This is a genomic window from Ochrobactrum sp. XJ1 (genome assembly GCF_024701725.1).
Taxonomy (GTDB): Bacteria; Pseudomonadota; Alphaproteobacteria; order Rhizobiales; family Rhizobiaceae; genus Brucella; species Brucella anthropi.
On the sequence record NZ_VDGD01000012.1, the window covers coordinates 20798 to 41630 of the forward strand.

Genomic DNA, 20833 nt, shown 5'->3' on the forward strand with positions numbered 1-20833 from the left:
TAATTGATACAGCTTTCTGCAGAGCTGTATCCGTGCAGGGCAAAAAAGCCCAAGGGTGACTTATGGCTGGCGTCAACGAGATTAGGTCCACATTCCTCGATTATTACCGTAAGAACGGGCATGAGGTCGTTCCATCGAGCCCACTTGTCCCACGCAACGATCCGACGCTGATGTTCACCAATGCGGGTATGGTTCAGTTCAAGAACGTTTTTACGGGTCTTGAACACCGTTCCTACAATCGCGCGACGACTTCCCAGAAGTGCGTGCGTGCCGGTGGCAAGCACAACGATCTGGACAATGTCGGCTATACCGCTCGTCACCATACATTCTTTGAAATGCTCGGCAATTTCTCGTTTGGCGACTATTTTAAGGAAGATGCCATCAGCTTCGCCTGGAACCTGATCACGAAGGAATTCGGCCTTCCGAAGGACAAATTGCTCGTCACCGTTTATCACACGGACGACGACGCTGCGAATTACTGGAAAAAGATTGCTGGTCTTTCCGATGACCGCATCATTCGCATTGCCACCAGCGATAATTTTTGGGCTATGGGCGATACCGGTCCATGCGGTCCGTGTTCAGAAATCTTCTTCGACCACGGCGACCATATCTGGGGCGGACCTCCCGGATCGGCTGACGAAGACGGTGACCGTTTCATCGAAATCTGGAACCTCGTTTTCATGCAGTTCGAGCAGATTACGCCCGAACAGCGCATCGACCTGCCGCGTCCGTCTATCGACACCGGAATGGGGTTGGAGCGCGTCGCTGCGGTTCTGCAGGGCGTGCACGACAATTACGATATCGATCTCTTCAAGGCATTGATCCGCGCTTCGGAAGAAGCAACCGGCGTCAAGGCTGAGGGCGAATTCCGCGCCAGCCACCGCGTGATTGCTGATCATCTGCGCGCTTCGAGCTTCCTGATCGCTGACGGTGTTCTGCCGTCCAACGAAGGCCGCGGCTATGTGTTGCGTCGCATCATGCGCCGTGCAATGCGTCATGCCCAGCTCTTGGGCGCCAAAGAGCCGTTGATGTGGCGCCTGCTGCCGGCCTTGATCCGCGAAATGGGACAGGCCTATCCGGAACTGATCCGCGCCGATGCCTTGATCTCCGAAACGCTCAAGCTTGAGGAAACCCGTTTCCGCAAGACGCTGGATCGCGGTCTTGGCCTCCTGTCGGATGCGACGGAAAGCCTTGTTGAAGGGGATCGCCTCGACGGCGAAACCGCTTTCAAGCTTTACGACACCTATGGCTTTCCGCTGGATCTGACGCAGGATGCACTTCGTCAGCGCGGTATTGCCGTCGATACGGATGGCTTCAGTGCCGCCATGCAGCGCCAGAAGGCCGAGGCCCGTGCGAACTGGGCTGGTTCTGGTGAAGCTGCAACCGAAACGATCTGGTTCGGTATCAAGGATAAGGTCGGTGCGACGGAATTTCTTGGATACGAGACCGAGGTTGCCGAAGGCGTTATCACTGCGCTTGTCCGCGATGGCGCGGAAGTACAGTCCGTTGCTGAAGGCGATGTTGTTTCGGTCGTAGTCAACCAGACCCCGTTCTATGGAGAATCCGGCGGCCAGCAGGGCGATACCGGCACGATCTCCGGAGAAGGTTTTGCTATCGCAATCAAGGATACGCAGAAGAAGGGCGAGGGCGTCTTCGTTCACATCGGCGAAGTCACCAAGGGGACGGCGAAGACCGGCGATGCGGTCGAGCTGAAAGTGGATTCGGTACGCCGCACGCGCATCCGCTCTAACCATTCGGCGACGCACCTTCTGCATGAGGCGCTGCGTGAAACGCTCGGCAGTCATGTTGCACAGAAGGGTTCGCTCGTTGCACCGGATCGTCTGCGTTTCGACTTTTCGCATCCGAAGCCGATTTCGGCTGAAGAGCTGACGCAGGTGGAAACTCTCGCCAACGAAATCATTCTGCAGAACGCTCCTGTCAGCACCCGCTTGATGGCCGTTGACGATGCCATTGCCGAGGGTGCTATGGCACTGTTCGGTGAAAAATATGGCGATGAAGTTCGTGTTGTTTCCATGGGCACCGCCAAGCACGGTTCGAAGGAGGGCAAGGCTTATTCGGTTGAGCTTTGCGGCGGTACGCATGTGCGCCAGACCGGCGATATAGGTCTCGTCCGCATTGTTTCGGAAGGCGCGGTTGCCGCTGGTGTTCGTCGTATGGAAGCGCTGACGGGTGAGGCAGCACGTCTTTACCTTGAAGAGCAGGACGAGCGCGTAAAGGCCATCGCCGGTGCATTGAAGACGACACCGTCTGAAGCGCTGGAACGTGTCAACGCATTGCTTGATGAACGCAAGAAGCTGGAACGCGAACTTGCTGATGCGCGCAAGAAGCTTGCGCTTGGCGGTGGTTCGGCAGATGGCGGCAGCGCCGTTGAAGCTGTGAATGGCGTCAACTTCCTCGGCAAGATCGTAACTGGCGTTTCCCCGCGTGATCTCAAGCCGCTTGCCGACGAAGGCAAGAAGCAGGTCGGCTCCGGTGTGGTGCTGTTCATTGGTATCGGCGAAGATAGCAAGGCCAGCGCGGTGGCTGCGGTGACGGAAGATCTGGTTGGTCGCTTTAGTGCGGTCGATCTGGTTCGCGCTGCTTCTGCGGCCCTTGGTGGCGCAGGTGGCGGCGGTCGCCCGGACATGGCGCAGGCCGGCGGGCCGGATGGCGATAAGGCCGACGCTGCGATTGCAGCAGTCAAGGCACTGATCATCTAATTCAAAAGGCCGGGTTAACCCGGCCTTTTTTTATCGGTGGAATTAAGCCGCATGAATTGTGCGGCTGTCGTCAGGCGCTTCGCTTCGTTCATCCAGACCATAGTCACGCATGACGCTGGCTACACGCAAACGGTAGTTTTCAAAAACACCATTGCGCCCTTGCCCCTGTGCTACCCTATGAGATGGCAGGTTGCGCCATTCACGCACCGCATCGTCGTCGCGCCAGAACGAGAGCGAAAGCAATTTGTCGGGATCGGCCAGGCTTTGAAAACGCTCGATCGACAGAAAACCGTCAATCCTGGAAAGATCTTCGCGCAGGCTTGCGGCAATATCCAGATACTGTTCACGCCTGTTGTCATCGGCTGGCCAGACTTCGAATATGACGGCAATCATGGCTTGATGAACTCCCCATGCGGTGCGGATTGGAGTTTAAGGAAGATGCGGTCTTCGGATCGGATGAATTGTTCTCTGCGCGCAAATTCGTAATTCTCGCGTCCCAGCGGATCGGCGGCAAGCCGTGCCCGATATGCTTCATACGCGGCAAGGTTTTCGACTGAATAGACGCCGTAGGCTGTGGTCGACGAACCTTCATGCGGCCCGAAATAGCCGATGAGATCAGCGCCGCAGCGCGGAATCGCCTGTCCCCAATTGCGCGCATATTCTGCAAAGGCATCCGCTTTGAACGGGTCGATCTGATAGCGGATGAAACAGGTAATCATGCGTGTCTCCTTCAAAAGCATGTCTTCGATGCTGACAATGTAGCAATTGAAAGTTCTCCATAGTTCGGTTAGCATCGAAGTATGAAAGATGGCCCGATCATAGCTTCTGTTGCCGCGCTCCTAGGTGATCCGGCGCGTGCAAACATGCTCACGGTGCTGATGGATGGTCGTGCGCTGACTGTCAGTGAACTCGCGTCAGCCGCAGGCGTGACGCTGCAAACCGCCAGCGGACATCTTGCAAAGCTCGATGCGGCCAATTTGCTGGTTGCGGAGAAGCAGGGGCGGCACCGCTATTTCCGGCTTTCTGGAACAGACGTGGCGCAGGTTCTGGAAGGTTTGATGGGGCTTGCGCAACGCACCGGCGCTGTGCGGGTGCGGACCGGCCCGAAAGATCAGGCACTACGCAAGGCGCGTATCTGCTATGATCATCTGGCCGGTGAGCGTGGGGTGGAAATGCTCGATGCCTCGCATCGGCTCGGGCTGATTGTTGATGACAATGAGCCGGTGCTGACAGAAAAGGGCAAGTCGTTTTTCAGTTGCCTTGGCGTTGATGTGACCACTCTGGAGCAGGGCAAGCGCCCGGTCTGTCGTCACTGCCTCGACTGGAGTGAACGTCGCAACCATCTGGGCGGAGCGCTCGGTGCAGCGCTGTTGAACCATTTCATTTCAAAGGGCTGGGTACGCCGCGAAGCGGGGCGTGTCATCGCGTTCTCGCCAAAAGGTGCACAGGCATTCTCACACACGTTTGAGCTGGCTGGCCAGATTACGTGACCTGAACAGCCAGCATTATGTTGTTAATGCTGTGTGGCTGCGGCTGCTGCCTCGTCCAGTTCCGTGGCGCGCTTCATGGCAGGACGATCTTTTAGTCGGTCCCAATAGGCGACGAACGCTCCTCTGGCCGGCAACGTGCCGAAGCGCAGGCCCCAGCCGATGTGCGAGCCGACATAAACGTCAGCCGCCGTGAAGCGGTCGCCGGTGATGTATGGATGGTGCGAAACCGCTTTCTCCAATGTGTTGACCACTGTATCGTAATTGCCGTAGCCGACCATTCCCTGCTTGTCTGCGGGGATTTCAAAGCCGAGCGCATGGTTGGATAAGGCGGCTTCCACAGGACCAGATGTAAAGAACAGCCAGCGGAAGAAATCCGCGCGCTCATTGGGGTGAGGCGCTAGACCAGCTTCGGGAAATGTTGTTGCCAGATAGGCGCAGATTGCAGCCACTTCCGTCACCACCGCATCGCCGTGGCGCAGGGCAGGAACTTTGCCCATCGGATTGATTGTGCAGTAGTCAGGCCCCTTCATCGGTGGCCCGAAATCCAGAATTTCCACATCATAGGGTTTGCCGATCTCCTCCAGCATCCAGCGCGCGATGCGTCCGCGCGACATCGGGTTGGTATAGAGCTTCAACTCAGCCATTTCATCCTCCCTGTAAGCGGTGGCAGGATGCGCTTTTTCCCTTGAAAAGGAAATGAAAAAACCCGGCAGCGAGGCTGCCGGGTTTTCCATATCGACGATAAGCGTCGAATATTTTATCAGGCGGCCATGGCCTTCTGAAGGTTCTCGTCGATCTTGTCGAGGAAACCGGTGGTCGAGAGCCAAGGCTGATCCGGACCGATGAGCAGGGCCAGATCCTTGGTCATGTAGCCGCTTTCAACGGTGTCGACGCAGACCTTTTCCAGCGTGTCGGCAAAACGCTTAAGCTCGGCATTGTCGTCGAGCTTGGCGCGGTGTGCGAGACCACGCGTCCATGCGAAGATCGAAGCGATCGAATTGGTCGAGGTTTCCTCACCCTTCTGATGCTGGCGGTAGTGACGGGTCACGGTGCCGTGTGCAGCTTCTGCTTCAACGGTCTTGCCATCCGGCGTCATCAGAACGGAGGTCATCAGGCCGAGCGAGCCAAAACCCTGAGCCACGATATCCGACTGCACGTCGCCGTCGTAGTTCTTACAAGCCCAAACATAGCCGCCGGACCACTTGAGCGCCGAAGCGACCATGTCGTCGATGAGACGATGTTCGTACCAGATCTTTGCAGCCTTGAACTTGTCAGCGAATTCGGTCTGGTAAACTTCTTCGAAGATGTCCTTGAAGCGACCGTCATAAGCCTTGAGGATAGTGTTCTTGGTCGAGAGATAGACCGGGTAGTTGCGCTGCAAGCCGTAGTTCAGCGAAGCACGGGCAAATTCGCGGATCGATTCGTCGAGGTTGTACATGGCCATTGCCACACCAGCCGCCGGAGCCTGATAGACTTCGTGTTCGATGGTCTCGCCATCTTCACCGACGAACTTGATCGACAGAGTGCCCTTGCCCGGGAATTTGAAATCGGTCGCGCGGTACTGATCGCCGAAAGCATGACGGCCAACGATGATCGGCTGGGTCCAGCCCGGCACGAGGCGCGGAACGTTCTTGCAGATGATCGGTTCGCGGAAGATCACGCCGCCGAGAATGTTGCGGATCGTGCCGTTTGGCGACTTCCACATTTTCTTGAGCTTGAATTCTTCAACGCGGGCTTCGTCCGGGGTGATGGTTGCGCATTTTACGCCAACGCCGTGTTCCTTGATGGCATTAGCCGCATCAATGGTAACCTGGTCATTGGTGGCATCGCGGTGCTCGACTGACAGATCGTAATATTTCAGATCAATGTCGAGGTAGGGATGGATCAATTTGTCCTTGATGAACTGCCAGATGATGCGGGTCATTTCATCGCCGTCGAGTTCAACGACCGGGTTCGCAACCTTGATTTTTGCCATGGATGAAGCCTCTTTTTCAATGCGTCGCGCCCGTATAGCACTCACGACGAATAAGGCAAAGCGTAAGAGGCTTATTCTTTGGCCTATAGAGCGTTTAGGCGGTCAAAATTTCGGGAGAGACTTGCGAAAAGCGTGAAATGGCTTTTGACGGCACCGATTATGCGGCGCGGTGTGCAGTGCGATTGTCATCACGAGATTTCTCCCAGGAAGATTGCCGCTGGCGATAGTTTTCCTGTTCCCTGACCAGAATGGTATCTGCATCCAGTGTAGAGATGGCGGTCGACTTGTCTGTGGGAACAAGGCCGTTCAGCTGCAACGAAAGATAGCGTCCACAGCAGACCCGCAGGAACGACGCGAAATTGTCGAGGTCGTGCCCCTCATTCCGGGATTCATCGTAAAGCTTGCCGATAAGGCGGCTGACCGTGAGATCATCGCGTGCTGCAATATCTTCGAGAGCCCACCAGAAGAAATTCTCAAGCCGGACGCTTGTCACGACGCCGTCGATGCGCAGCGAACGTGTTACGCTCAGCCAGAGCTCAGGATCGGCACCGATGAACAGCCTGCACATGATTTCCTCCGGATCATTCTCCCAAACTTACTGTCGCGCAGTTTCGCCCTGCCTGCAACCTTGTTGGGAAACAGGCAGGGCGTTGCGATCAGCTGTGGGTGATCCTGGTGCCGAGCACAGTAAGGAACTGTGACAGCCACGCCGGATGGGCGGGCCATGCGGGCGACGTGACGAGATTTCCATCCGTAACCGCCTGATCGACCGGAATATCGGCATATTTGCCACCGGCGAGTTCAACTTCCGGGCGACAGGCCGGGTAGGCAGAACAGGTGCGACCTTCCAGAACGCGCGCTGCGGCCAGCAATTGCGCGCCGTGGCAGACTGCAGCGACTGGCTTGTTCGCTTCAAAGAAATGCTTCACCACGGCGATAACCTTATCGTCGAGACGCAGATATTCCGGTGCCCGACCCCCGGGAATGACCAGAGCGTCATAGTTCTCAGGCTTAACATCGGCGAAGGTCGCGTTCAGCGTGAAGTTATGGCCGGGCTTTTCTGTATAGGTCTGGTGGCCTTCGAAGTCGTGAATGGCTGTCGCGATATGATCGCCAGCCTTCTTGCCGGGGCAGACCGCATGAACCGTATGACCAACAGTCAAAAGCGTCTGGAACGGGACCATGGTTTCATAGTCCTCACCAAAGTCGCCGCAAAGCATGAGTATCTTCTTACCGGACATGGTTTCCTCCCTTTGATCCTGTATCTGGTGGAACAGTCTGGCATGAATGGGCAGCAAATAGGTGTTATCGGGCTACTACACAGGCTTTTCCCTAAAACACGTAAGGGGAATCTTTGCGATTCTGCGTCAATTATGTAAGGGAAACGCCACGATACGATAGCTAATGCGGAAGAGATCATGGCAGGAACAGATAAACAGCGCCCCTTCATCGCGGAAGGACCGGCAATCGTGCTGGTGGAGCCGCAATTGCCGGAGAATATTGGCATGGTGGCGCGCGCCATGGCGAATTTTGGTCTGGCTGAATTGCGCCTCGTCAATCCGCGCGAAGAGTTTCCGAGTGAGAAGGCAAGGGCAGCAGCCAGCAAGGCCGATCATGTGATCGACAATGCGGTAGTCTATGACGACCTGCCGTCCGCTATCGCCGATCTCAATTTCGTCTATGCGACGACGGCACGTGAACGTGATGGCTTCAAGCAGGTTCGCAGCGCCGTGGAAGCGGGGGGCGAACTGCGCCGTCGTTTCCGGACTGGTGAGAAGACCGGCATCCTGTTTGGCCGTGAACGCTTCGGTCTCAGCAATGAAGAGGTCGGTCTTGCGGATGAACTGGTGACGTTTCCGGTCAATCCGGCTTTCGCATCGCTGAATATCGCTCAGGCCGTTTTGCTGATGTCCTATGAATGGATGAAGTCGGGCCTTGAGACGGAAACGGAGACCGTGTTCCGCGGGCCGGAGCTTGAGATGGCGCCAAAACAGGAGTTGCAGGGGCTCTTCAATCATCTCGAAGAAGCCCTTGATGTTCGGGGATATTTCCGTCCGGAAGCCCGCAAGGAAATCATGGTCAACAATCTGCGCGCCGTGTTGACGCGTGCTGGTTTCGCATCCGCAGAACTCAAGTTGCTGCGCGGTGTTGTCACGTCGCTTGACGTGTTTACGCCGAAGAAACCACGCGGTTCCGGTGCCCCGGAAGGACGTGCGCGTAAGCCTGCGAGTGAGGCTCCGGCAATGAAGGACGAGGACGAATGAAAAACGCACCCGCTGTGAGCTTTGCCGCCATGCCTTCTGCCGATGTCGAAAGACCTATTTTGGTTTTCGACAGCGGTATCGGAGGCCTGACGGTTTTGCGCGAAGCGCGGGTGCTTATGCCGGATCGCCGCTTTGTCTACGTTGCCGACGATGCCGGGTTTCCCTATGGCGGATGGGAAGAGGATGCGTTGAGGGAGAGGATTGTCGAGCTGTTCGGCAAGCTCATTGCCGCCTATGACCCCGAGATCGCGGTCATTGCCTGCAATACGGCCTCCACGCTGGTGCTGGATGATTTGCGGCAAGCCTATCCTTCGGTGCCGTTTGTCGGCACAGTGCCAGCAATCAAGCCCGCTGCCGAAAGAACATCGTCGGGGCTTGTTTCCGTGCTGGCGACCCCCGGTACCGTCAGGCGTGCTTATACGCGCGATCTCATTCAATCTTTCGCCACCCAGTGCCATGTTCGTCTCGTTGGTGCCGATCAGCTTGCGACAGTAGCGGAAGCCCATATTCGCGGCGAAAAGATCGACGAGGCGCTGGTCGTGGAACAGATCGCCCCCTGCTTCATTGAGCAGGATGGTAACCGGACCGACATTGTCGTGCTGGCCTGCACGCACTATCCGTTCCTTGCCAATGTGTTTCGCCGTCTTGCGCCATGGCCGGTTGACTGGCTCGATCCTGCGGAAGCGATCGCCCGGCGTACCGTCTCGCTGCTGAAACCACGCCGCGCCGATGAAGAGCTGCATCATCACAACGATCTGGCGGTCGTGACATCCCGCAATCCGGACTATGCCATCCGCAGGCTCATGCAGGGTTTCGGTCTGCATTTTGCTTGAGCCCTTGTTCTCAAGGTCTTGAATTTTCCGGCTATGTAGCGATCATGGCAATGATCGTTTCATAGGGGAAGATGCAATGACGGGAACCATATCACAGATCACCCTGCCTTCGGGCCAGACGGTTCCAGCGCTCGGGCAGGGCACTTGGTATATGGGTGAGGACAGCACGCAACGCCGCTATGAAATCGAAGCACTGAGAAGCGGCATCGATCTCGGGATGACGCTGATCGATACGGCGGAAATGTATGCTGATGGAGAGGCGGAAGACGTTGTTGGCGAAGCCATTACGGGCCGTCGCGATGATGTGTTTCTCGTCAGCAAGGTATTGCCGTTCAATGCGTCACGGAAGGGTACAATCGAGGCCTGCGAGAGGAGCCTGCAGCGCCTTCGCACGGATCACATTGATCTGTATCTGCTGCATTGGCGTGGGCGATATCCGCTTGAGGAGACTGTCGCTGCGTTCGATGAATTACAGCATGCTGGAAAGATAGTGAGCTGGGGCGTCAGCAATTTCGATACGGATGACATGAAAGAACTCGTCGGTATAGCTGGCGGCAAGGCCGTTGCAACGAACCAGATACTTTACAATCTGACGCGGCGCGGCCCAGAATTTGATCTGATGCCATGGTGTGCCGGGCGTAAGATTCCGCTGATGGCTTATTCGCCTATCGAGCAAGGTCGATTGCTGGGCAATTCCGTACTGGCGGAAATTGCAAGCGAGACGGGAGGAACGCCAGCCTCAGTTGCGCTTGCGTGGGCAATGCGCAGCGGCAATGTGATAGCAATTCCAAAGTCGTCCAATCTGCATCATGTGCGGGATAACAGAAAAGCCGCAGACTTGCGGCTTTCCGAAGATCAATTGAAACGTCTGGACCGGGCTTTCGCACCCCCATCCCGAAAGACGGCGTTGGAAATGCTCTAACCCGCGTCTTTCTGGCGAGTGTCCTTCTTCGCCTGAGCGACACTTGCGGCCTTACGGAGTCGTCCACGCTCTGCAGGGCGGACAAGGCTGTCATATTTCTCGTTCGGGATGTTGCGCATGCCGTTCAGCGCATGACGCGTGTTGAAATCCTTGCCTTTCTTTTCGTTTGCTTCCTTGGTCGCAAGCGCGTTTCGTGCATTGGCGATCAGTTCGGCGCTGGCTGACATGCGACGACGGCGTTCAACTTCGGTGTTGATGCGACGCACCGCCATAGCCAGAACGGAAACTTTCAGATGTGAACCTTCATCCGCCTTGGAGGGTGTCGCGCCACGAGCGGCTCCCTTTCCGCGCACTTCGCGCCTGCGCTGGTGGGCCTGATCTTTTGCCTTCTTGCGGCGTTCGCGGATCAGTTTCGCCAGATGAGAAAGTTCTTCGTCGGGGACGTTCTGCAAAAAAGGATGGTGCGACTTTTCCACCAGCTCTTTTTCGTCGGCATTGAGAGCACGAGCCTCCTGCTTCTTGGTGACGGCCATGGGACATCCTTTCTGCTAACGATAAGAATTCTCCGGAGAAGATATAGGCGTGAACATCCCACCGGAAAGATCGGGTTGCTTATTCTGGTTCTTCGGTCGAGTTTTTTTGCTTTGCTCTTCAAGGTGCTTCAAGATTGCCTTCAGCTTGTCGAGAGGAAGGTGTTCCGCACCTATGGTCTCACTCCTGGCTGTTGAGACGATGGTCAAAATTTCATCGAGTTTTGCCTGTGTCGCGCTTGCTTCGCGATCCTGTGCGTTCTGGATAAGGAACACCATCAGGAATGTGATGACTGTGGTCGATGTATTCACCACGAGTTGCCAAGTATCCGAGAAGTCAAAGAAAGGCCCGCTAATGCCCCATAACAGGATGAACAAGGTTGCCAGCCCGAATGCCAGATAATGGCCTGCAAGTTCGGCGGCTTTTTCGCTGAGCTTTGTGAAGAACTGTGACATCGCAACCTCCAGACGACAGGCGAGAAACGCTTGATGGAGGGACGCGGTTCCGTAATTGCATAGATATGCGGAACTTTCAGGCGCTGGTCGACGTTTGATCCTCATAGAAAACGCGGAGGTTAAGCGATGGAAATTGTCGAAACCCGCATCAGTTCGGTTGGGGGCTTCAAGCTCTATATGGTGGAGTTCGTCACCGAGGGCGAAGAGAAGATCACTGTCAAAGTTGAGAACGAGACGGAAGCGGAACTGGCGCGCGATGAAGTGATACGTCGTGCCGCGATCAAGCTCGGCGAAGCGCTGGGCGTTGCATGTATGGAATGCGGCATTCAGCCTGAAAACCTGTTGACACGCCCCAGCGCGCGCCGCGCGGGTGACCGGGCAGAGCTGGAGCGCCAGCTTGAAGAGGGCTTGGAAGATACGTTCCCGGCCAGCGATCCAGTATCCGTTACGGGCTCGACGATTGCCGGCTTCGCCGGGCCGAAAAACTGAATGATGGTTCTAGAGCGGTTTCGGTTGAAACGGAGTCGCTGGAATCGCTTTGAGTATTTTTTCGTCGCATTATCTGACGCATCGAAGCGGGATCAGAAATCAGTCCAGTGAACTGATTTCCCCGCGTAGACGCTTTGCACTTTTGCTGGAAATGCTCCAAGCAAGAAGCCGGGCTATTCACCCGGCTTCTGAAGTTGTTCAGAAAATGAGTCCTGTAAAGGGCATATCCATCTGAGAATACTACAGATTACGACGTTTGCCTTCCATCAGGTCGAGCACGGCGCGGGCACAATCAAGCACATTCGAGCCGGGGCCGAAAACCGCCGCCACACCGTGGTCGAACAGATACTGATAATCCTGACGGGGAACGACGCCACCACAGACGACAATGATATTTTCCGCGCCCTTCCTGCGGAGCGTATCCACAAGCTGAGGCAGAAGTGTCTTGTGACCGGCTGCTAGCGACGAAACTCCAAGAACATGCACCTTGGACTTGATCGCCATATCGGCAGCTTCATCCGGCGTCTGGAACAGTGGCCCGGCCAGTATCTCGAAGCCGATATCGCCGAAGGCTGACGCAATGATTTTGGCACCGCGATCATGCCCGTCCTGGCCGAGCTTTGCCACCATCACTTTCGGCGTTTCGCCGATCTGCTTTGAAAAATCGCCAAGCCGCTCAACCAGCGTCTGATATTCGGGCTCGTCCTTATAGGCCGCGCCGTAAACCTTCTTGACGACCTTCGGAACTGCAGCATGATCGCCGAATGCGCGGCGCATGGCGTCGGAAATTTCTCCGACGCTGGCGCGAGCACGGGAGGCTTCAACAGCGGCGGCGAGAAGATTGCCTTCGCCGGTCTTTGCAACTTTTTCCAGTTCTGCCAGAGCTGCTTCGACTTTTGCCTTGTTGCGCGTTTCCTTGATGCGATTGAGACGTGCAATTTGCGACTGGCGAACAGCCGAATTGTCGATTTCCAGAATGTCGATTTCGTCTTCCTGTTCCAGCCGGAACTTGTTGACCCCGACAATGATCTCTTCGCCCTTATCGACCGCCGCCTGCCGTTTGGTCGCTGCTTCTTCGATGAGGCGCTTCGGAAGGCCGCTTTCGACCGCCTTGGTCATGCCGCCCAGACCTTCGACTTCCTCGATCAGCGCCCAGGCCTTTTCGGCCAGCTCGTTGGTGAGGTTTTCGATGTAATAAGAACCTGCCAGCGGATCGACCACTTTGGTTACGCCGGTTTCGTTCTGGAGGATGAGCTGCGTATTGCGAGCGATACGAGCCGAAAATTCGGTTGGCAAAGCAATGGCTTCATCGAAGGAATTGGTGTGCAGCGATTGCGTACCGCCAAGAGCAGCTGACATGGCCTCGAATGCGGTGCGGACGATATTGTTGTAGGGATCCTGTTCCTGAAGCGATACGCCCGAAGTCTGGCAATGCGTGCGTAGCATCAGCGAGCCGGGCTTCTTCGGATCGAATTCCTTCATGATGCGCGACCAGAGCAGGCGCGCGGCGCGCAGCTTGGCGATTTCCATGAAGAAATTCATGCCGATGGCGAAGAAGAATGACAGTCGTCCCGCAAATTCATCGACATTCAGGCCCTTGTTCAGGGCGGCACGCACATATTCACGCCCATCGGCAAGCGTGAAGGCGAGTTCCTGAACCAGTGTCGCGCCCGCTTCCTGCATATGGTAGCCGGAAATGGAAATCGAGTTGAACTTCGGCATTTCGGCTGCCGTATAGGCGATGATATCCGCAATGATCCGCATGGAGGGTTCCGGCGGATAGATATAAGTGTTGCGGACCATGAACTCCTTGAGGATGTCGTTCTGGATCGTGCCGGAAAGCTGGGCGCGGGGCACGCCCTGTTCCTCGCCCGCCACGATGAAATTGGCGAGGATCGGGATCACCGCGCCGTTCATGGTCATGGAAACGGAAATTTGTTCCAGCGGAATGCCGTCGAAAAGGATCTTCATATCCTCGACGGAATCGATGGCAACGCCAGCCTTGCCCACATCGCCTTCAACACGCGGATGGTCGCTATCATAGCCGCGATGCGTGGCAAGATCGAAGGCAACCGAAACGCCCTGCTGACCGGCAGCGAGAGCCTTGCGATAGAAGGCGTTGGATTCTTCGGCCGTCGAAAATCCCGCATATTGCCGGATCGTCCATGGACGACCCGCATACATGGTCGCACGAGGACCGCGCAAGAAAGGCTCGAAGCCGGGCAGGGTGCCCAGATGGTCGATGCCTTGAAGGTCATCTTCCGTATAGAGCGGCTTGACGTCAATGCCTTCTGGCGTTTGCCAAATGAGGCTGTCAGCTGGCCGCTTCAGTTCCTTCTCGGCCAATGCTTCCCAGTCTGCTCGGGTTGTGGGGCGCTCGCTCATATCGACCTCACTCAAATTCCATAATCAGTTCGTCTACGGCAAGGCTGGAGCCAGCCTCCGCTGTGATGCGCTTTACGGTAGCACGGCGTTCCGCACGCAGCACGTTTTCCATCTTCATGGCTTCTACGGTGGCCAGTGGCTGACCGGCTTCGACAGTTTCACCATCCTTGACGAGGATCGATGTGATGACGCCCGGCATCGGGCAGAGCAGCATTTTCGACGTATCTGGTGGCAGCTTTACCGGCATGAGTTTTGCGAGTTCTGCGACACGTGGCTTGCGGACGTGAGCGACCATATCCATGCCGCGCCAGCGCAGGCGCCAGCCAGTGCCCACGCGCGAAACCTTGATGGCAATGGGCTTGCCGCCAACGGTAAATGAGCCCAGATGGCTACCGGGATGCCAGTCGCTGGCAACTGGCAGGCTACCGCCATCCACGAAATTGATCGTCGTTCCGCCTTCGCCTTCCACAATGCGAACCGGCAGGGTGAACCCGCCAAGTGTCGCCACCCAATCAGTCGCGACCGATTGCTTTTCGCTGGAAATCCGTCCGGTAATCTGCATGTTGCGCTGTTCGATCGCCAGATTGATCTGGGCAGCAACCGCAGCAAGCACCCGCGCATCATCTTCCGAAACCGGGACGCCGACAAAGCCGTCCGGATATTCCTCGGCAATGAATGCGGTTGTGAGTGCACCTTCGCGGAAACGCGGATGATCCATTACTGCCGACAGGAAGGGCAGGTTGTGACCGATGCCTTCAACCTCGAATGCGTCCAGAGCATCTCCCATCGCATCGATGGCGCTGGTGCGATCCGGCCCCCAGGTGCAGAGCTTTGCGATCATCGGATCATAATACATCGAAATTTCGCCGCCTTCGAACACGCCAGTGTCATTGCGCACGATCGTACCATCCGAATTGCGGCCTTCGGCTGGTGGGCGATAGCGGGTCAACCTGCCGATAGAGGGCAGGAAGTTGCGATATGGGTCTTCCGCATAGAGGCGGCTTTCCATAGCCCAACCGTTGAGCTTCACGTCGCTCTGGTCGAAACGGAGCTTTTCACCCGATGCAACGCGGATCATTTCTTCCACGAGGTCGATGCCGGTAATGAGCTCCGTCACCGGATGCTCAACCTGCAAACGCGTATTCATTTCAAGGAAGTAGAAGTTGCGGCTGCCATCAACGATGAATTCCACCGTGCCTGCAGAGTAATAACCAACGGCCTTTGCGAGAGCCACTGCCTGCTCGCCCATGGCTTTGCGGGTGGCTTCATCAAGGAATGGCGAAGGTGCTTCTTCAATGACCTTCTGATTACGGCGCTGGATGGAACATTCGCGTTCGCCGAGATAGACAACATTGCCGTGCTGGTCACCCAGAACCTGAATTTCAATATGGCGCGGCTGGGTAACGAATTTTTCGATGAAGATGCGGTCGTCGCCGAAAGAAGACTTGGCCTCATTGCGCGAAAGCTGGAAACCTTCGCGGGCTTCGTCGTCGTTCCACGCGATACGCATGCCCTTACCGCCGCCGCCGGCTGAAGCCTTGATCATGACCGGGTAGCCGATGGATGTGGAAATGCGAACCGCCTCGTCGGCGTCTTCGATCAAACCCATATGACCAGGTACGGTGGAAACTCCGGCTTCGGAGGCAAGCTTCTTCGAGGTGATCTTGTCGCCCATGGCCTCAATTGCGTTCACCGGTGGGCCGATGAAGGTGACGTTGGCGGCTTTCAGTGCTTCAGCGAAACGCGGATTTTCCGACAGAAAGCCATAGCCGGGATGCACGGCATCTGCGCCGGTTTCCTTGATCGCAGCCAGAATCTTGTCGATGACGATATAGGACTGATTGGACGGCGCTGGTCCGATGTGGACCGCTTCGTCGGCCATTTTCACATGCAGCGCATTGCGGTCGGCATCGGAATAAACCGCGACCGTCGCAATGCCCATCTTCTTTGCGGTCTTGATCACACGGCATGCGATTTCGCCGCGATTGGCAATGAGAGTTTTCTTGATCATTTTATCTACTCAACTGAACCGGATCACAGCGGAATGGTGTCGTGCTTTTTCCAAGGCGTGCTCTGCTGCTTGTTGCGCAGGCTGGCAAAAGCGCGTGCAATGCGGCGGCGCGAGGAATGCGGCATGATCACCTCGTCGATGAAGCCGCGCTCCGCAGCCACGAACGGATTGGCAAAACGCGCTTCATATTCCTTCGTGCGCGCGGCGATCTTTTCAGGGTCGCCCAGCTCCGAACGGTAGAGAATTTCCGTTGCGCCCTTGGCGCCCATCACGGCGATTTCCGCCGTCGGCCAGGCGTAGTTGATATCTGCGCCGATATGTTTTGAGGCCATCACATCATATGCGCCACCATAGGCCTTGCGGGTGATGAGCGTGACCATGGGAACAGTTGCCTGGCTATAAGCGAAGAGCAGTTTTGCGCCGTGCTTGATGACGCCGCCATATTCTTGCGCCGTGCCGGGCAGGAAGCCCGGAACATCCACAAGGGTAAGGATCGGGATATTGAAGGCGTCGCAAAAGCGAACGAACCGGGCAGCCTTGCGCGATGAATCGATATCGAGGCAACCGGCAAGCACCATGGGCTGGTTTGCAACGACACCGATAGTCTGACCATCCATACGGATGAAGCCGGTAATGATGTTCTTCGCAAAAGATTCCTGAATTTCGAAGAAATCGCTTTCGTCGGCCAGTGCGTGGATAAGCTCCTTCATATCGTAGGGCTTGGTGGCGCTATCTGGAATCAGTGTGTCGAGCCGCATTTCGAGCCGGGCCGGATCATCGAATACCGGGCGCACTGGCGGCTTCTCGCGATTGTTGAGCGGCAGGAAGTCGAACAGAATGCGGACCTGTTCCAGCGCTTCAATATCGTTCTCATAAGCGCCATCGGCGACCGATGACTTTCTGGTGTGGGTCGAGGCACCGCCCAGTTCCTCCGCGGTGACAATTTCGTTGGTGACGGTTTTCACCACGTCGGGACCCGTCACGAACATATATGAGCTGTCACGCACCATGAAGATGAAGTCGGTCATGGCTGGCGAATAGACTGCACCGCCTGCGCAAGGGCCCATAATGACTGAGATTTGCGGTACCACACCAGACGCATCGACATTGCGCTTGAACACGTCGGCATAGCCCGCGAGTGACGCGACGCCTTCCTGAATGCGCGCACCACCGGAATCGTTGAGGCCGATTACCGGCGCGCCGTTCTTCATGGCCATATCCATGATCTTGCAGATTTTCTGCGCATGGGTTTCGGACAATGAGCCGCCCAGAACGGTAAAATCCTGGCTGAACACGTAGACCTGCCGGCCGTTGATCGTGCCCCAGCCCGTCACGACGCCGTCGCCAGCGACCTTCTGCTTTTCCATGCCGAAGTCGGTGCAGCGATGCGTGACATACATATCGAACTCCTCAAACGATCCTTCGTCGAGAAGCACTTCGATCCTTTCGCGGGCAGTAAGCTTGCCTTTGCCATGCTGGGCATCGATACGGCGCTGACCACCGCCAAGGCGGGCTTCCGTACGGCGGGCTTCGAGTTGCTCAAGAAGTTCCTGCATAAAGTCCCCACTTTTGGGTGGCCTTTGGAAGGCGAGTTATGAAACTGAAAACATAGTCTTTTTCTCCTTCCTGCTTAAAATCCGAAGGCGTTCTGGAAAAGCTTGAAAAGGTGCGATTGTGTAAGATATAAATTTGCAAATAGCGAAATGCGAATTTGCGAAAATGGCACCGAGAAAACTTTATATCGGCAGAAAGATACGCGAAATACGCGAGCAACATAAGGCAACCCAGTCGGGCTTTGCTGAACGCCTCGGTATTTCAACGAGTTATCTCAATCAGATCGAGAATAATCAGCGGCCTGTTTCCGCAGCCGTTTTGCTCGCGCTGGCTGAAAACTACCAGATCGATATAGGCGCCATTTCACTGGGTGATGATGATCGATTGCTTTCAGCTGTTTCCGAGGCACTGGCTGACCCCGTTTTCGACAATTACAAGCCGAACCTGCAGGAACTGAAGCTCATTACGCAAAATGCGCCGGGGCTGGCTCATGCGCTGATTGCCTGCCATCAGGCCTATCGCCGCAACAGCGAACAGCTCGCAAGTCTGGATAATCAGCTGGGTCGCGCTCCGTCTACTGCGGAGCCTGCGCCTTATGAAGAAGTTCGCGACTTTTTCCATTTTATCGACAATTATGTACATGAGATTGATATTGCCGCAGAAAAGCTGGCAGCGGAGCTAAATATTCCGGGTCGGGACATCGGTGTAGCCTTGCCGCAATATATGGCGGAGCACCACCGTGTGCACATTGCGCGGGCCGGGCCGGAGGAGGCAGTCCTGCGTCGGTTCGATCCTGCAGCACGGGTGCTTTATCTCAATCCTTATTCACCCGCTTCGACCCGCAATTTTCAGATTGCGTTCCAGATCGCCGAACTGGAAATGGAAGAACTGGTGAGCACGATTGCTGGACGAGCGGATTTTCGCTCTGCCGAGGCTGTTGAAATTTGTAAGATCGGCTTGCGCAATTATTTCGCCGGGGCGCTGATGCTGCCCTATCAGACATTCCTTTCAGCAGCCAAGGAGCTGCGCCATGATCTGGAGCTGTTGGCATCGCGTTTCGGGGCAAGTCTGGAACAGGTTGCGCATCGGCTTAGCACCTTGCAGCGTTCCGGCCATCGGGGCGTACCGGTGTTTTTTGCTCGCATAGACAGGGCCGGAAACATTACGAAGCGACACAGCGCTGCCAAGCTGCAATTTGCGCGCTATGGTGCTGCGTGTCCGCTATGGAATGTGCATCAGGCATTCGAGACGCCGGGACGGATCATTCGGCAGCTTGCCGAAACGCCGGATGGTGCGCGCTATCTTTGCATTGCGACAGAACTGACCAAGAGCGAGGGGGGATTCAATGCACCTCAGCGGCGCTACGCTATCGCCCTTGGCTGTGAGGTGGCCTACGCGCAGGATTTTGTCTATGCGGATGGGCTCGACATCGCAGTGCGCTCTGCCTTCGATCCGATTGGCGTTTCCTGCCGTATCTGTGAACGCGCTGAATGTGTGCAGCGCGCCGTTCCGCCGCTTAAAAGCAGATTGGCGGTCGATCACGACCGCCGCGGAATATTGCCTTATCGGCTGCTCTAGATATTTGTTTAACGCGCATCCCGAAAACCGTTTCACACTTTTCGGGATGCGCTCTGAATTTCAGAAGCCTGTATGTTCCTTGAGGAACTCGGTTTCCTCGTGGGTGGTATCGCGACCAAGCACCTTATTGCGATGGGGAAAGCGTCCAAAGCGTTCGATGATATCGTGATGCTGGCGGGCGAAACCGAGCGAGAACTCGTCGCCGAGCCTTTCATAAAGATCGACGCAGCGCTTCTGGTCGCTCAGATGCTCACTATGCATGAATGGCAGATAGAAGAACTGGCGTTGTTCGGGCGATAGTTTGCGGTCGAAATCGTGATCGAGCGCCTGCGCCGCCACATCTCGGGCCAGCCCGTCACTTTCAAAAGAACGCGGTGAACCACGGAACATATTGCGCGGAAACTGGTCGAACAGAATGGTGAGCGCAAGCGCACTTTCGGGCTGTTGTTTCCAGTGTTCCAGCTTGTCGGCGCGAGCATCTTCGTAAGCCGTCAGAAATTTCTCACGAATTTCCGCGTCGATCTCATCACTTTTGCTGAACCAGTTCTCTCGCATCTTCGGCGAGAACCAGAAATCGAGAACGTCCTTGGGTTCGATAGCCATGACAGGCCTCCTTTCTGGTTTTACTGTGCCTTCTGGTTTGTAGCTTCCGGCTGCGGGCAGGGCGGTTCGCCCTTGAAATTGCGCGACATGCAGGCGAATCGATCAAAACTCTTGCCTGTATCCATGGCCGCCTTACCAGCTCCCCCGCATCCGGCAAGAACGGCCAGAGAAATCAGAATAGCGAAGTTTTTCATGGGGGTCCTTTCAGGGGCCATGTGGTCTGCTTCTATAATAGGGATCGTGATCTTCAGTCGCAACAGCGACTCCGATTAACTGGAGCGGTTCCAGTTAAAACGGGTTCACTGGAACCGCTCGATCTCTTTGTTTTCGCATTATCCTACGCAAAACTGCTTCGCACTTTTGCTGGAGATGCTCTAGCCTCTACCACGATAGTTGGGCACGCCTTGTTCCGGTATCCAGACGTTCTGCGGCGCCGCTCCGGTCTGAAAGAAAACGTCGATGGGTATACCGCCACGTGGATACCAGTAGCCGCCGATCCTGAGCCATTCCGGCTCCAGCAGCTCGACGAGGCGCTTGCCGATGGTTACCGTGCAATCTTCGTGAAATGCACCGTGATTGCGGAAGGAAAACAGGAACAGTTTCAGAGATTTGCTTTCCACCAGCCACTGGCCGGGAACATAGTCGATGACCAGATGCGCAAAGTCTGGCTGTCCCGTCATTGGGCATAGCGAGGTGAATTCAGGTGCGGTGAAGCGCACACAGTAAGGCGTTCCCGCTTGCGGATTTGCGACCCTTTCAAGGATGGCATCTTCCGGATTTTGTGGGATCGAAGCGTTGGATCCGAGCTGCTTGAGATCGGAATATATCGTCTTTTCAGACATTTGCGTGCCTTTGTTTCAAGCCACGTCGCAGTCTTGCAGCGCTTGATTGCGCTCATCCTTGTTTTGACCGGGTAGGCTGCGACCGGTGGCAAACTGCCAATGACCGGGAGCTAGCAGACCACAACCGTCTCGTAAAGAGTGCAAACAAAAGCCCGCGCATTGAGCGCGGGCATAAGTATCA

At 56.0% G+C, this 20833-nt stretch carries 21 protein-coding genes; 7 read left to right on the plus strand and 14 right to left on the minus strand.

The window, feature by feature from the left end:
* The first annotated feature begins 62 nt into the window (after window positions 1-62).
* Window positions 63-2720, plus strand: a complete 2658-nt coding sequence (gene alaS / locus FG152_RS20840; RefSeq protein ID WP_010659934.1) for an alanine--tRNA ligase — start codon at window positions 63-65, stop codon at window positions 2718-2720.
* Window positions 2721-2762: 42 nt separating this feature from the next.
* On the opposite strand, the gene FG152_RS20845 is transcribed toward alaS, so the two are convergent.
* Both FG152_RS20845 and FG152_RS20850 read right to left on the minus strand, forming a co-directional pair.
* Window positions 2763-3113, minus strand: coding sequence for an antibiotic biosynthesis monooxygenase family protein (locus tag FG152_RS20845; RefSeq protein WP_010659935.1), 351 nt, complete (start codon window positions 3111-3113; stop codon window positions 2763-2765).
* Complete coding sequence (locus FG152_RS20850; protein ID WP_010659936.1) at window positions 3110-3439, minus strand: NIPSNAP family protein; 330 nt, start codon at window positions 3437-3439, stop codon at window positions 3110-3112. Before FG152_RS20850 ends, FG152_RS20845 begins: the two co-directional genes overlap by 4 nt.
* Before the next feature lie 81 nt (window positions 3440-3520).
* Between FG152_RS20850 and FG152_RS20855 the strand changes: the two genes are divergently transcribed.
* Window positions 3521-4210, plus strand: a complete 690-nt coding sequence (locus FG152_RS20855) for an ArsR/SmtB family transcription factor (RefSeq protein WP_010659937.1) — start codon at window positions 3521-3523, stop codon at window positions 4208-4210.
* Between the two features lie 23 nt (window positions 4211-4233).
* On the opposite strand, the gene FG152_RS20860 is transcribed toward FG152_RS20855, so the two are convergent.
* The 4 genes from FG152_RS20860 to FG152_RS20875 all read right to left on the minus strand — a co-directional run bounded on the left by FG152_RS20860 (window position 4234) and on the right by FG152_RS20875 (window position 7426).
* The gene (locus tag FG152_RS20860; RefSeq protein ID WP_012091919.1) at window positions 4234-4854 is read right to left on the minus strand and encodes a glutathione S-transferase family protein; all 621 of its coding nucleotides are present in this window, start codon (window positions 4852-4854) and stop codon (window positions 4234-4236) included.
* Between the two features lie 116 nt (window positions 4855-4970).
* A complete protein-coding gene (locus tag FG152_RS20865; RefSeq protein WP_010659939.1) occupies window positions 4971-6185 on the minus strand; it encodes an NADP-dependent isocitrate dehydrogenase in 1215 nt (404 codons plus the stop codon).
* A gap of 157 nt (window positions 6186-6342) precedes the next feature.
* On the minus strand, window positions 6343-6753 hold the full coding sequence (locus tag FG152_RS20870) for a ribbon-helix-helix domain-containing protein (protein ID WP_010659940.1): 411 nt from the start codon (window positions 6751-6753) through the stop codon (window positions 6343-6345).
* A gap of 88 nt (window positions 6754-6841) precedes the next feature.
* Window positions 6842-7426, minus strand: a complete 585-nt coding sequence (locus tag FG152_RS20875; RefSeq protein WP_010659941.1) for a DJ-1/PfpI family protein — start codon at window positions 7424-7426, stop codon at window positions 6842-6844.
* Between the two features lie 177 nt (window positions 7427-7603).
* On the opposite strand from FG152_RS20875, the gene FG152_RS20880 reads away from it, so the two are divergent.
* The 3 genes from FG152_RS20880 to FG152_RS20890 all read left to right on the plus strand — a co-directional run bounded on the left by FG152_RS20880 (window position 7604) and on the right by FG152_RS20890 (window position 10204).
* Window positions 7604-8449: an RNA methyltransferase gene (locus FG152_RS20880; protein ID WP_010659942.1), complete on the plus strand. Its 846-nt coding sequence runs from the start codon at window positions 7604-7606 to the stop codon at window positions 8447-8449.
* Window positions 8446-9282 (plus strand): glutamate racemase, encoded by an 837-nt coding sequence (gene murI, locus FG152_RS20885; RefSeq protein ID WP_010659943.1) that lies wholly within the window; start codon window positions 8446-8448, stop codon window positions 9280-9282. Before FG152_RS20880 ends, murI begins: the two co-directional genes overlap by 4 nt.
* A gap of 76 nt (window positions 9283-9358) precedes the next feature.
* Window positions 9359-10204 carry an aldo/keto reductase gene (locus tag FG152_RS20890; protein WP_029924626.1) on the plus strand — a complete coding sequence of 282 codons (846 nt, stop codon included), beginning with the start codon at window positions 9359-9361 and terminating at the stop codon, window positions 10202-10204.
* Here the strand turns inward: FG152_RS20890 and FG152_RS20895 are convergent.
* Both FG152_RS20895 and FG152_RS20900 read right to left on the minus strand, forming a co-directional pair.
* On the minus strand, window positions 10201-10737 hold the full coding sequence (locus tag FG152_RS20895) for a hypothetical protein (protein WP_029924628.1): 537 nt from the start codon (window positions 10735-10737) through the stop codon (window positions 10201-10203). The genes FG152_RS20890 and FG152_RS20895 overlap by 4 nt on opposite strands.
* Before the next feature lie 15 nt (window positions 10738-10752).
* A complete protein-coding gene (locus FG152_RS20900; RefSeq protein WP_051686614.1) occupies window positions 10753-11190 on the minus strand; it encodes a low affinity iron permease family protein in 438 nt (145 codons plus the stop codon).
* 126 nt (window positions 11191-11316) lie between these two features.
* Between FG152_RS20900 and FG152_RS20905 the strand changes: the two genes are divergently transcribed.
* Window positions 11317-11679: a hypothetical protein gene (locus tag FG152_RS20905; protein ID WP_012091928.1), complete on the plus strand. Its 363-nt coding sequence runs from the start codon at window positions 11317-11319 to the stop codon at window positions 11677-11679.
* Between the two features lie 240 nt (window positions 11680-11919).
* On the opposite strand, the gene scpA is transcribed toward FG152_RS20905, so the two are convergent.
* Genes scpA through FG152_RS20920 form a run of 3 tightly spaced genes read right to left on the minus strand, consistent with a single transcriptional unit; the run spans window position 11920 to window position 17631 of the window.
* Window positions 11920-14064, minus strand: coding sequence for a methylmalonyl-CoA mutase (gene scpA / locus FG152_RS20910; RefSeq protein WP_029924632.1), 2145 nt, complete (start codon window positions 14062-14064; stop codon window positions 11920-11922).
* Between the two features lie 7 nt (window positions 14065-14071).
* Entirely contained in the window at window positions 14072-16075 is a 2004-nt protein-coding gene (locus FG152_RS20915) for an acetyl-CoA carboxylase biotin carboxylase subunit (RefSeq protein WP_029924633.1), read from the minus strand.
* A gap of 23 nt (window positions 16076-16098) precedes the next feature.
* Window positions 16099-17631 (minus strand): acyl-CoA carboxylase subunit beta, encoded by a 1533-nt coding sequence (locus FG152_RS20920; protein ID WP_029924635.1) that lies wholly within the window; start codon window positions 17629-17631, stop codon window positions 16099-16101.
* A gap of 163 nt (window positions 17632-17794) precedes the next feature.
* Between FG152_RS20920 and FG152_RS20925 the strand changes: the two genes are divergently transcribed.
* Complete coding sequence (locus tag FG152_RS20925) at window positions 17795-19207, plus strand: helix-turn-helix domain-containing protein (protein WP_010659951.1); 1413 nt, start codon at window positions 17795-17797, stop codon at window positions 19205-19207.
* 60 nt (window positions 19208-19267) lie between these two features.
* On the opposite strand, the gene FG152_RS20930 is transcribed toward FG152_RS20925, so the two are convergent.
* The 3 genes from FG152_RS20930 to queF form a co-directional block, all read right to left on the minus strand.
* Window positions 19268-19810 carry a DUF924 family protein gene (locus tag FG152_RS20930; protein WP_010659952.1) on the minus strand — a complete coding sequence of 181 codons (543 nt, stop codon included), beginning with the start codon at window positions 19808-19810 and terminating at the stop codon, window positions 19268-19270.
* Window positions 19811-19830: 20 nt separating this feature from the next.
* On the minus strand, window positions 19831-20004 hold the full coding sequence (locus tag FG152_RS20935; RefSeq protein ID WP_010659953.1) for a hypothetical protein: 174 nt from the start codon (window positions 20002-20004) through the stop codon (window positions 19831-19833).
* A 180-nt stretch (window positions 20005-20184) separates the two neighbouring features.
* Window positions 20185-20652 (minus strand): preQ(1) synthase, encoded by a 468-nt coding sequence (queF, locus tag FG152_RS20940; protein ID WP_012091934.1) that lies wholly within the window; start codon window positions 20650-20652, stop codon window positions 20185-20187.
* Window positions 20653-20833: the final 181 nt, after the last annotated feature.

Excerpts from the sequence above, each read along its gene's own strand:
- FG152_RS20870 (WP_010659940.1), bottom strand. The coding sequence starts at position 6,753 with ATGTGCAGGCTGTTCATCGGTGCCGATCCTGAGCTCTGGCTGAGCGTA.
- FG152_RS20860 (WP_012091919.1), bottom strand. The coding sequence starts at position 4,854 with ATGGCTGAGTTGAAGCTCTATACCAACCCGATGTCGCGCGGACGCATC.
- FG152_RS20915 (WP_029924633.1), bottom strand. The coding sequence starts at position 16,075 with ATGATCAAGAAAACTCTCATTGCCAATCGCGGCGAAATCGCATGCCGT.
- FG152_RS20920 (WP_029924635.1), bottom strand. The coding sequence starts at position 17,631 with ATGCAGGAACTTCTTGAGCAACTCGAAGCCCGCCGTACGGAAGCCCGC.
- FG152_RS20855 (WP_010659937.1), top strand. The coding sequence starts at position 3,521 with ATGAAAGATGGCCCGATCATAGCTTCTGTTGCCGCGCTCCTAGGTGAT.
- FG152_RS20845 (WP_010659935.1), bottom strand. The coding sequence starts at position 3,113 with ATGATTGCCGTCATATTCGAAGTCTGGCCAGCCGATGACAACAGGCGT.
- FG152_RS20850 (WP_010659936.1), bottom strand. The coding sequence starts at position 3,439 with ATGATTACCTGTTTCATCCGCTATCAGATCGACCCGTTCAAAGCGGAT.
- FG152_RS20935 (WP_010659953.1), bottom strand. The coding sequence starts at position 20,004 with ATGAAAAACTTCGCTATTCTGATTTCTCTGGCCGTTCTTGCCGGATGC.
- queF (WP_012091934.1), bottom strand. The coding sequence starts at position 20,652 with ATGTCTGAAAAGACGATATATTCCGATCTCAAGCAGCTCGGATCCAAC.
- FG152_RS20890 (WP_029924626.1), top strand. The coding sequence starts at position 9,359 with ATGACGGGAACCATATCACAGATCACCCTGCCTTCGGGCCAGACGGTT.
- FG152_RS20900 (WP_051686614.1), bottom strand. The coding sequence starts at position 11,190 with ATGTCACAGTTCTTCACAAAGCTCAGCGAAAAAGCCGCCGAACTTGCA.
- FG152_RS20925 (WP_010659951.1), top strand. The coding sequence starts at position 17,795 with ATGGCACCGAGAAAACTTTATATCGGCAGAAAGATACGCGAAATACGC.
- FG152_RS20880 (WP_010659942.1), top strand. The coding sequence starts at position 7,604 with ATGGCAGGAACAGATAAACAGCGCCCCTTCATCGCGGAAGGACCGGCA.
- murI (WP_010659943.1), top strand. The coding sequence starts at position 8,446 with ATGAAAAACGCACCCGCTGTGAGCTTTGCCGCCATGCCTTCTGCCGAT.
- scpA (WP_029924632.1), bottom strand. The coding sequence starts at position 14,064 with ATGAGCGAGCGCCCCACAACCCGAGCAGACTGGGAAGCATTGGCCGAG.
- FG152_RS20930 (WP_010659952.1), bottom strand. The coding sequence starts at position 19,810 with ATGGCTATCGAACCCAAGGACGTTCTCGATTTCTGGTTCTCGCCGAAG.
- FG152_RS20895 (WP_029924628.1), bottom strand. The coding sequence starts at position 10,737 with ATGGCCGTCACCAAGAAGCAGGAGGCTCGTGCTCTCAATGCCGACGAA.
- FG152_RS20865 (WP_010659939.1), bottom strand. The coding sequence starts at position 6,185 with ATGGCAAAAATCAAGGTTGCGAACCCGGTCGTTGAACTCGACGGCGAT.
- alaS (WP_010659934.1), top strand. The coding sequence starts at position 63 with ATGGCTGGCGTCAACGAGATTAGGTCCACATTCCTCGATTATTACCGT.
- FG152_RS20875 (WP_010659941.1), bottom strand. The coding sequence starts at position 7,426 with ATGTCCGGTAAGAAGATACTCATGCTTTGCGGCGACTTTGGTGAGGAC.
- FG152_RS20905 (WP_012091928.1), top strand. The coding sequence starts at position 11,317 with ATGGAAATTGTCGAAACCCGCATCAGTTCGGTTGGGGGCTTCAAGCTC.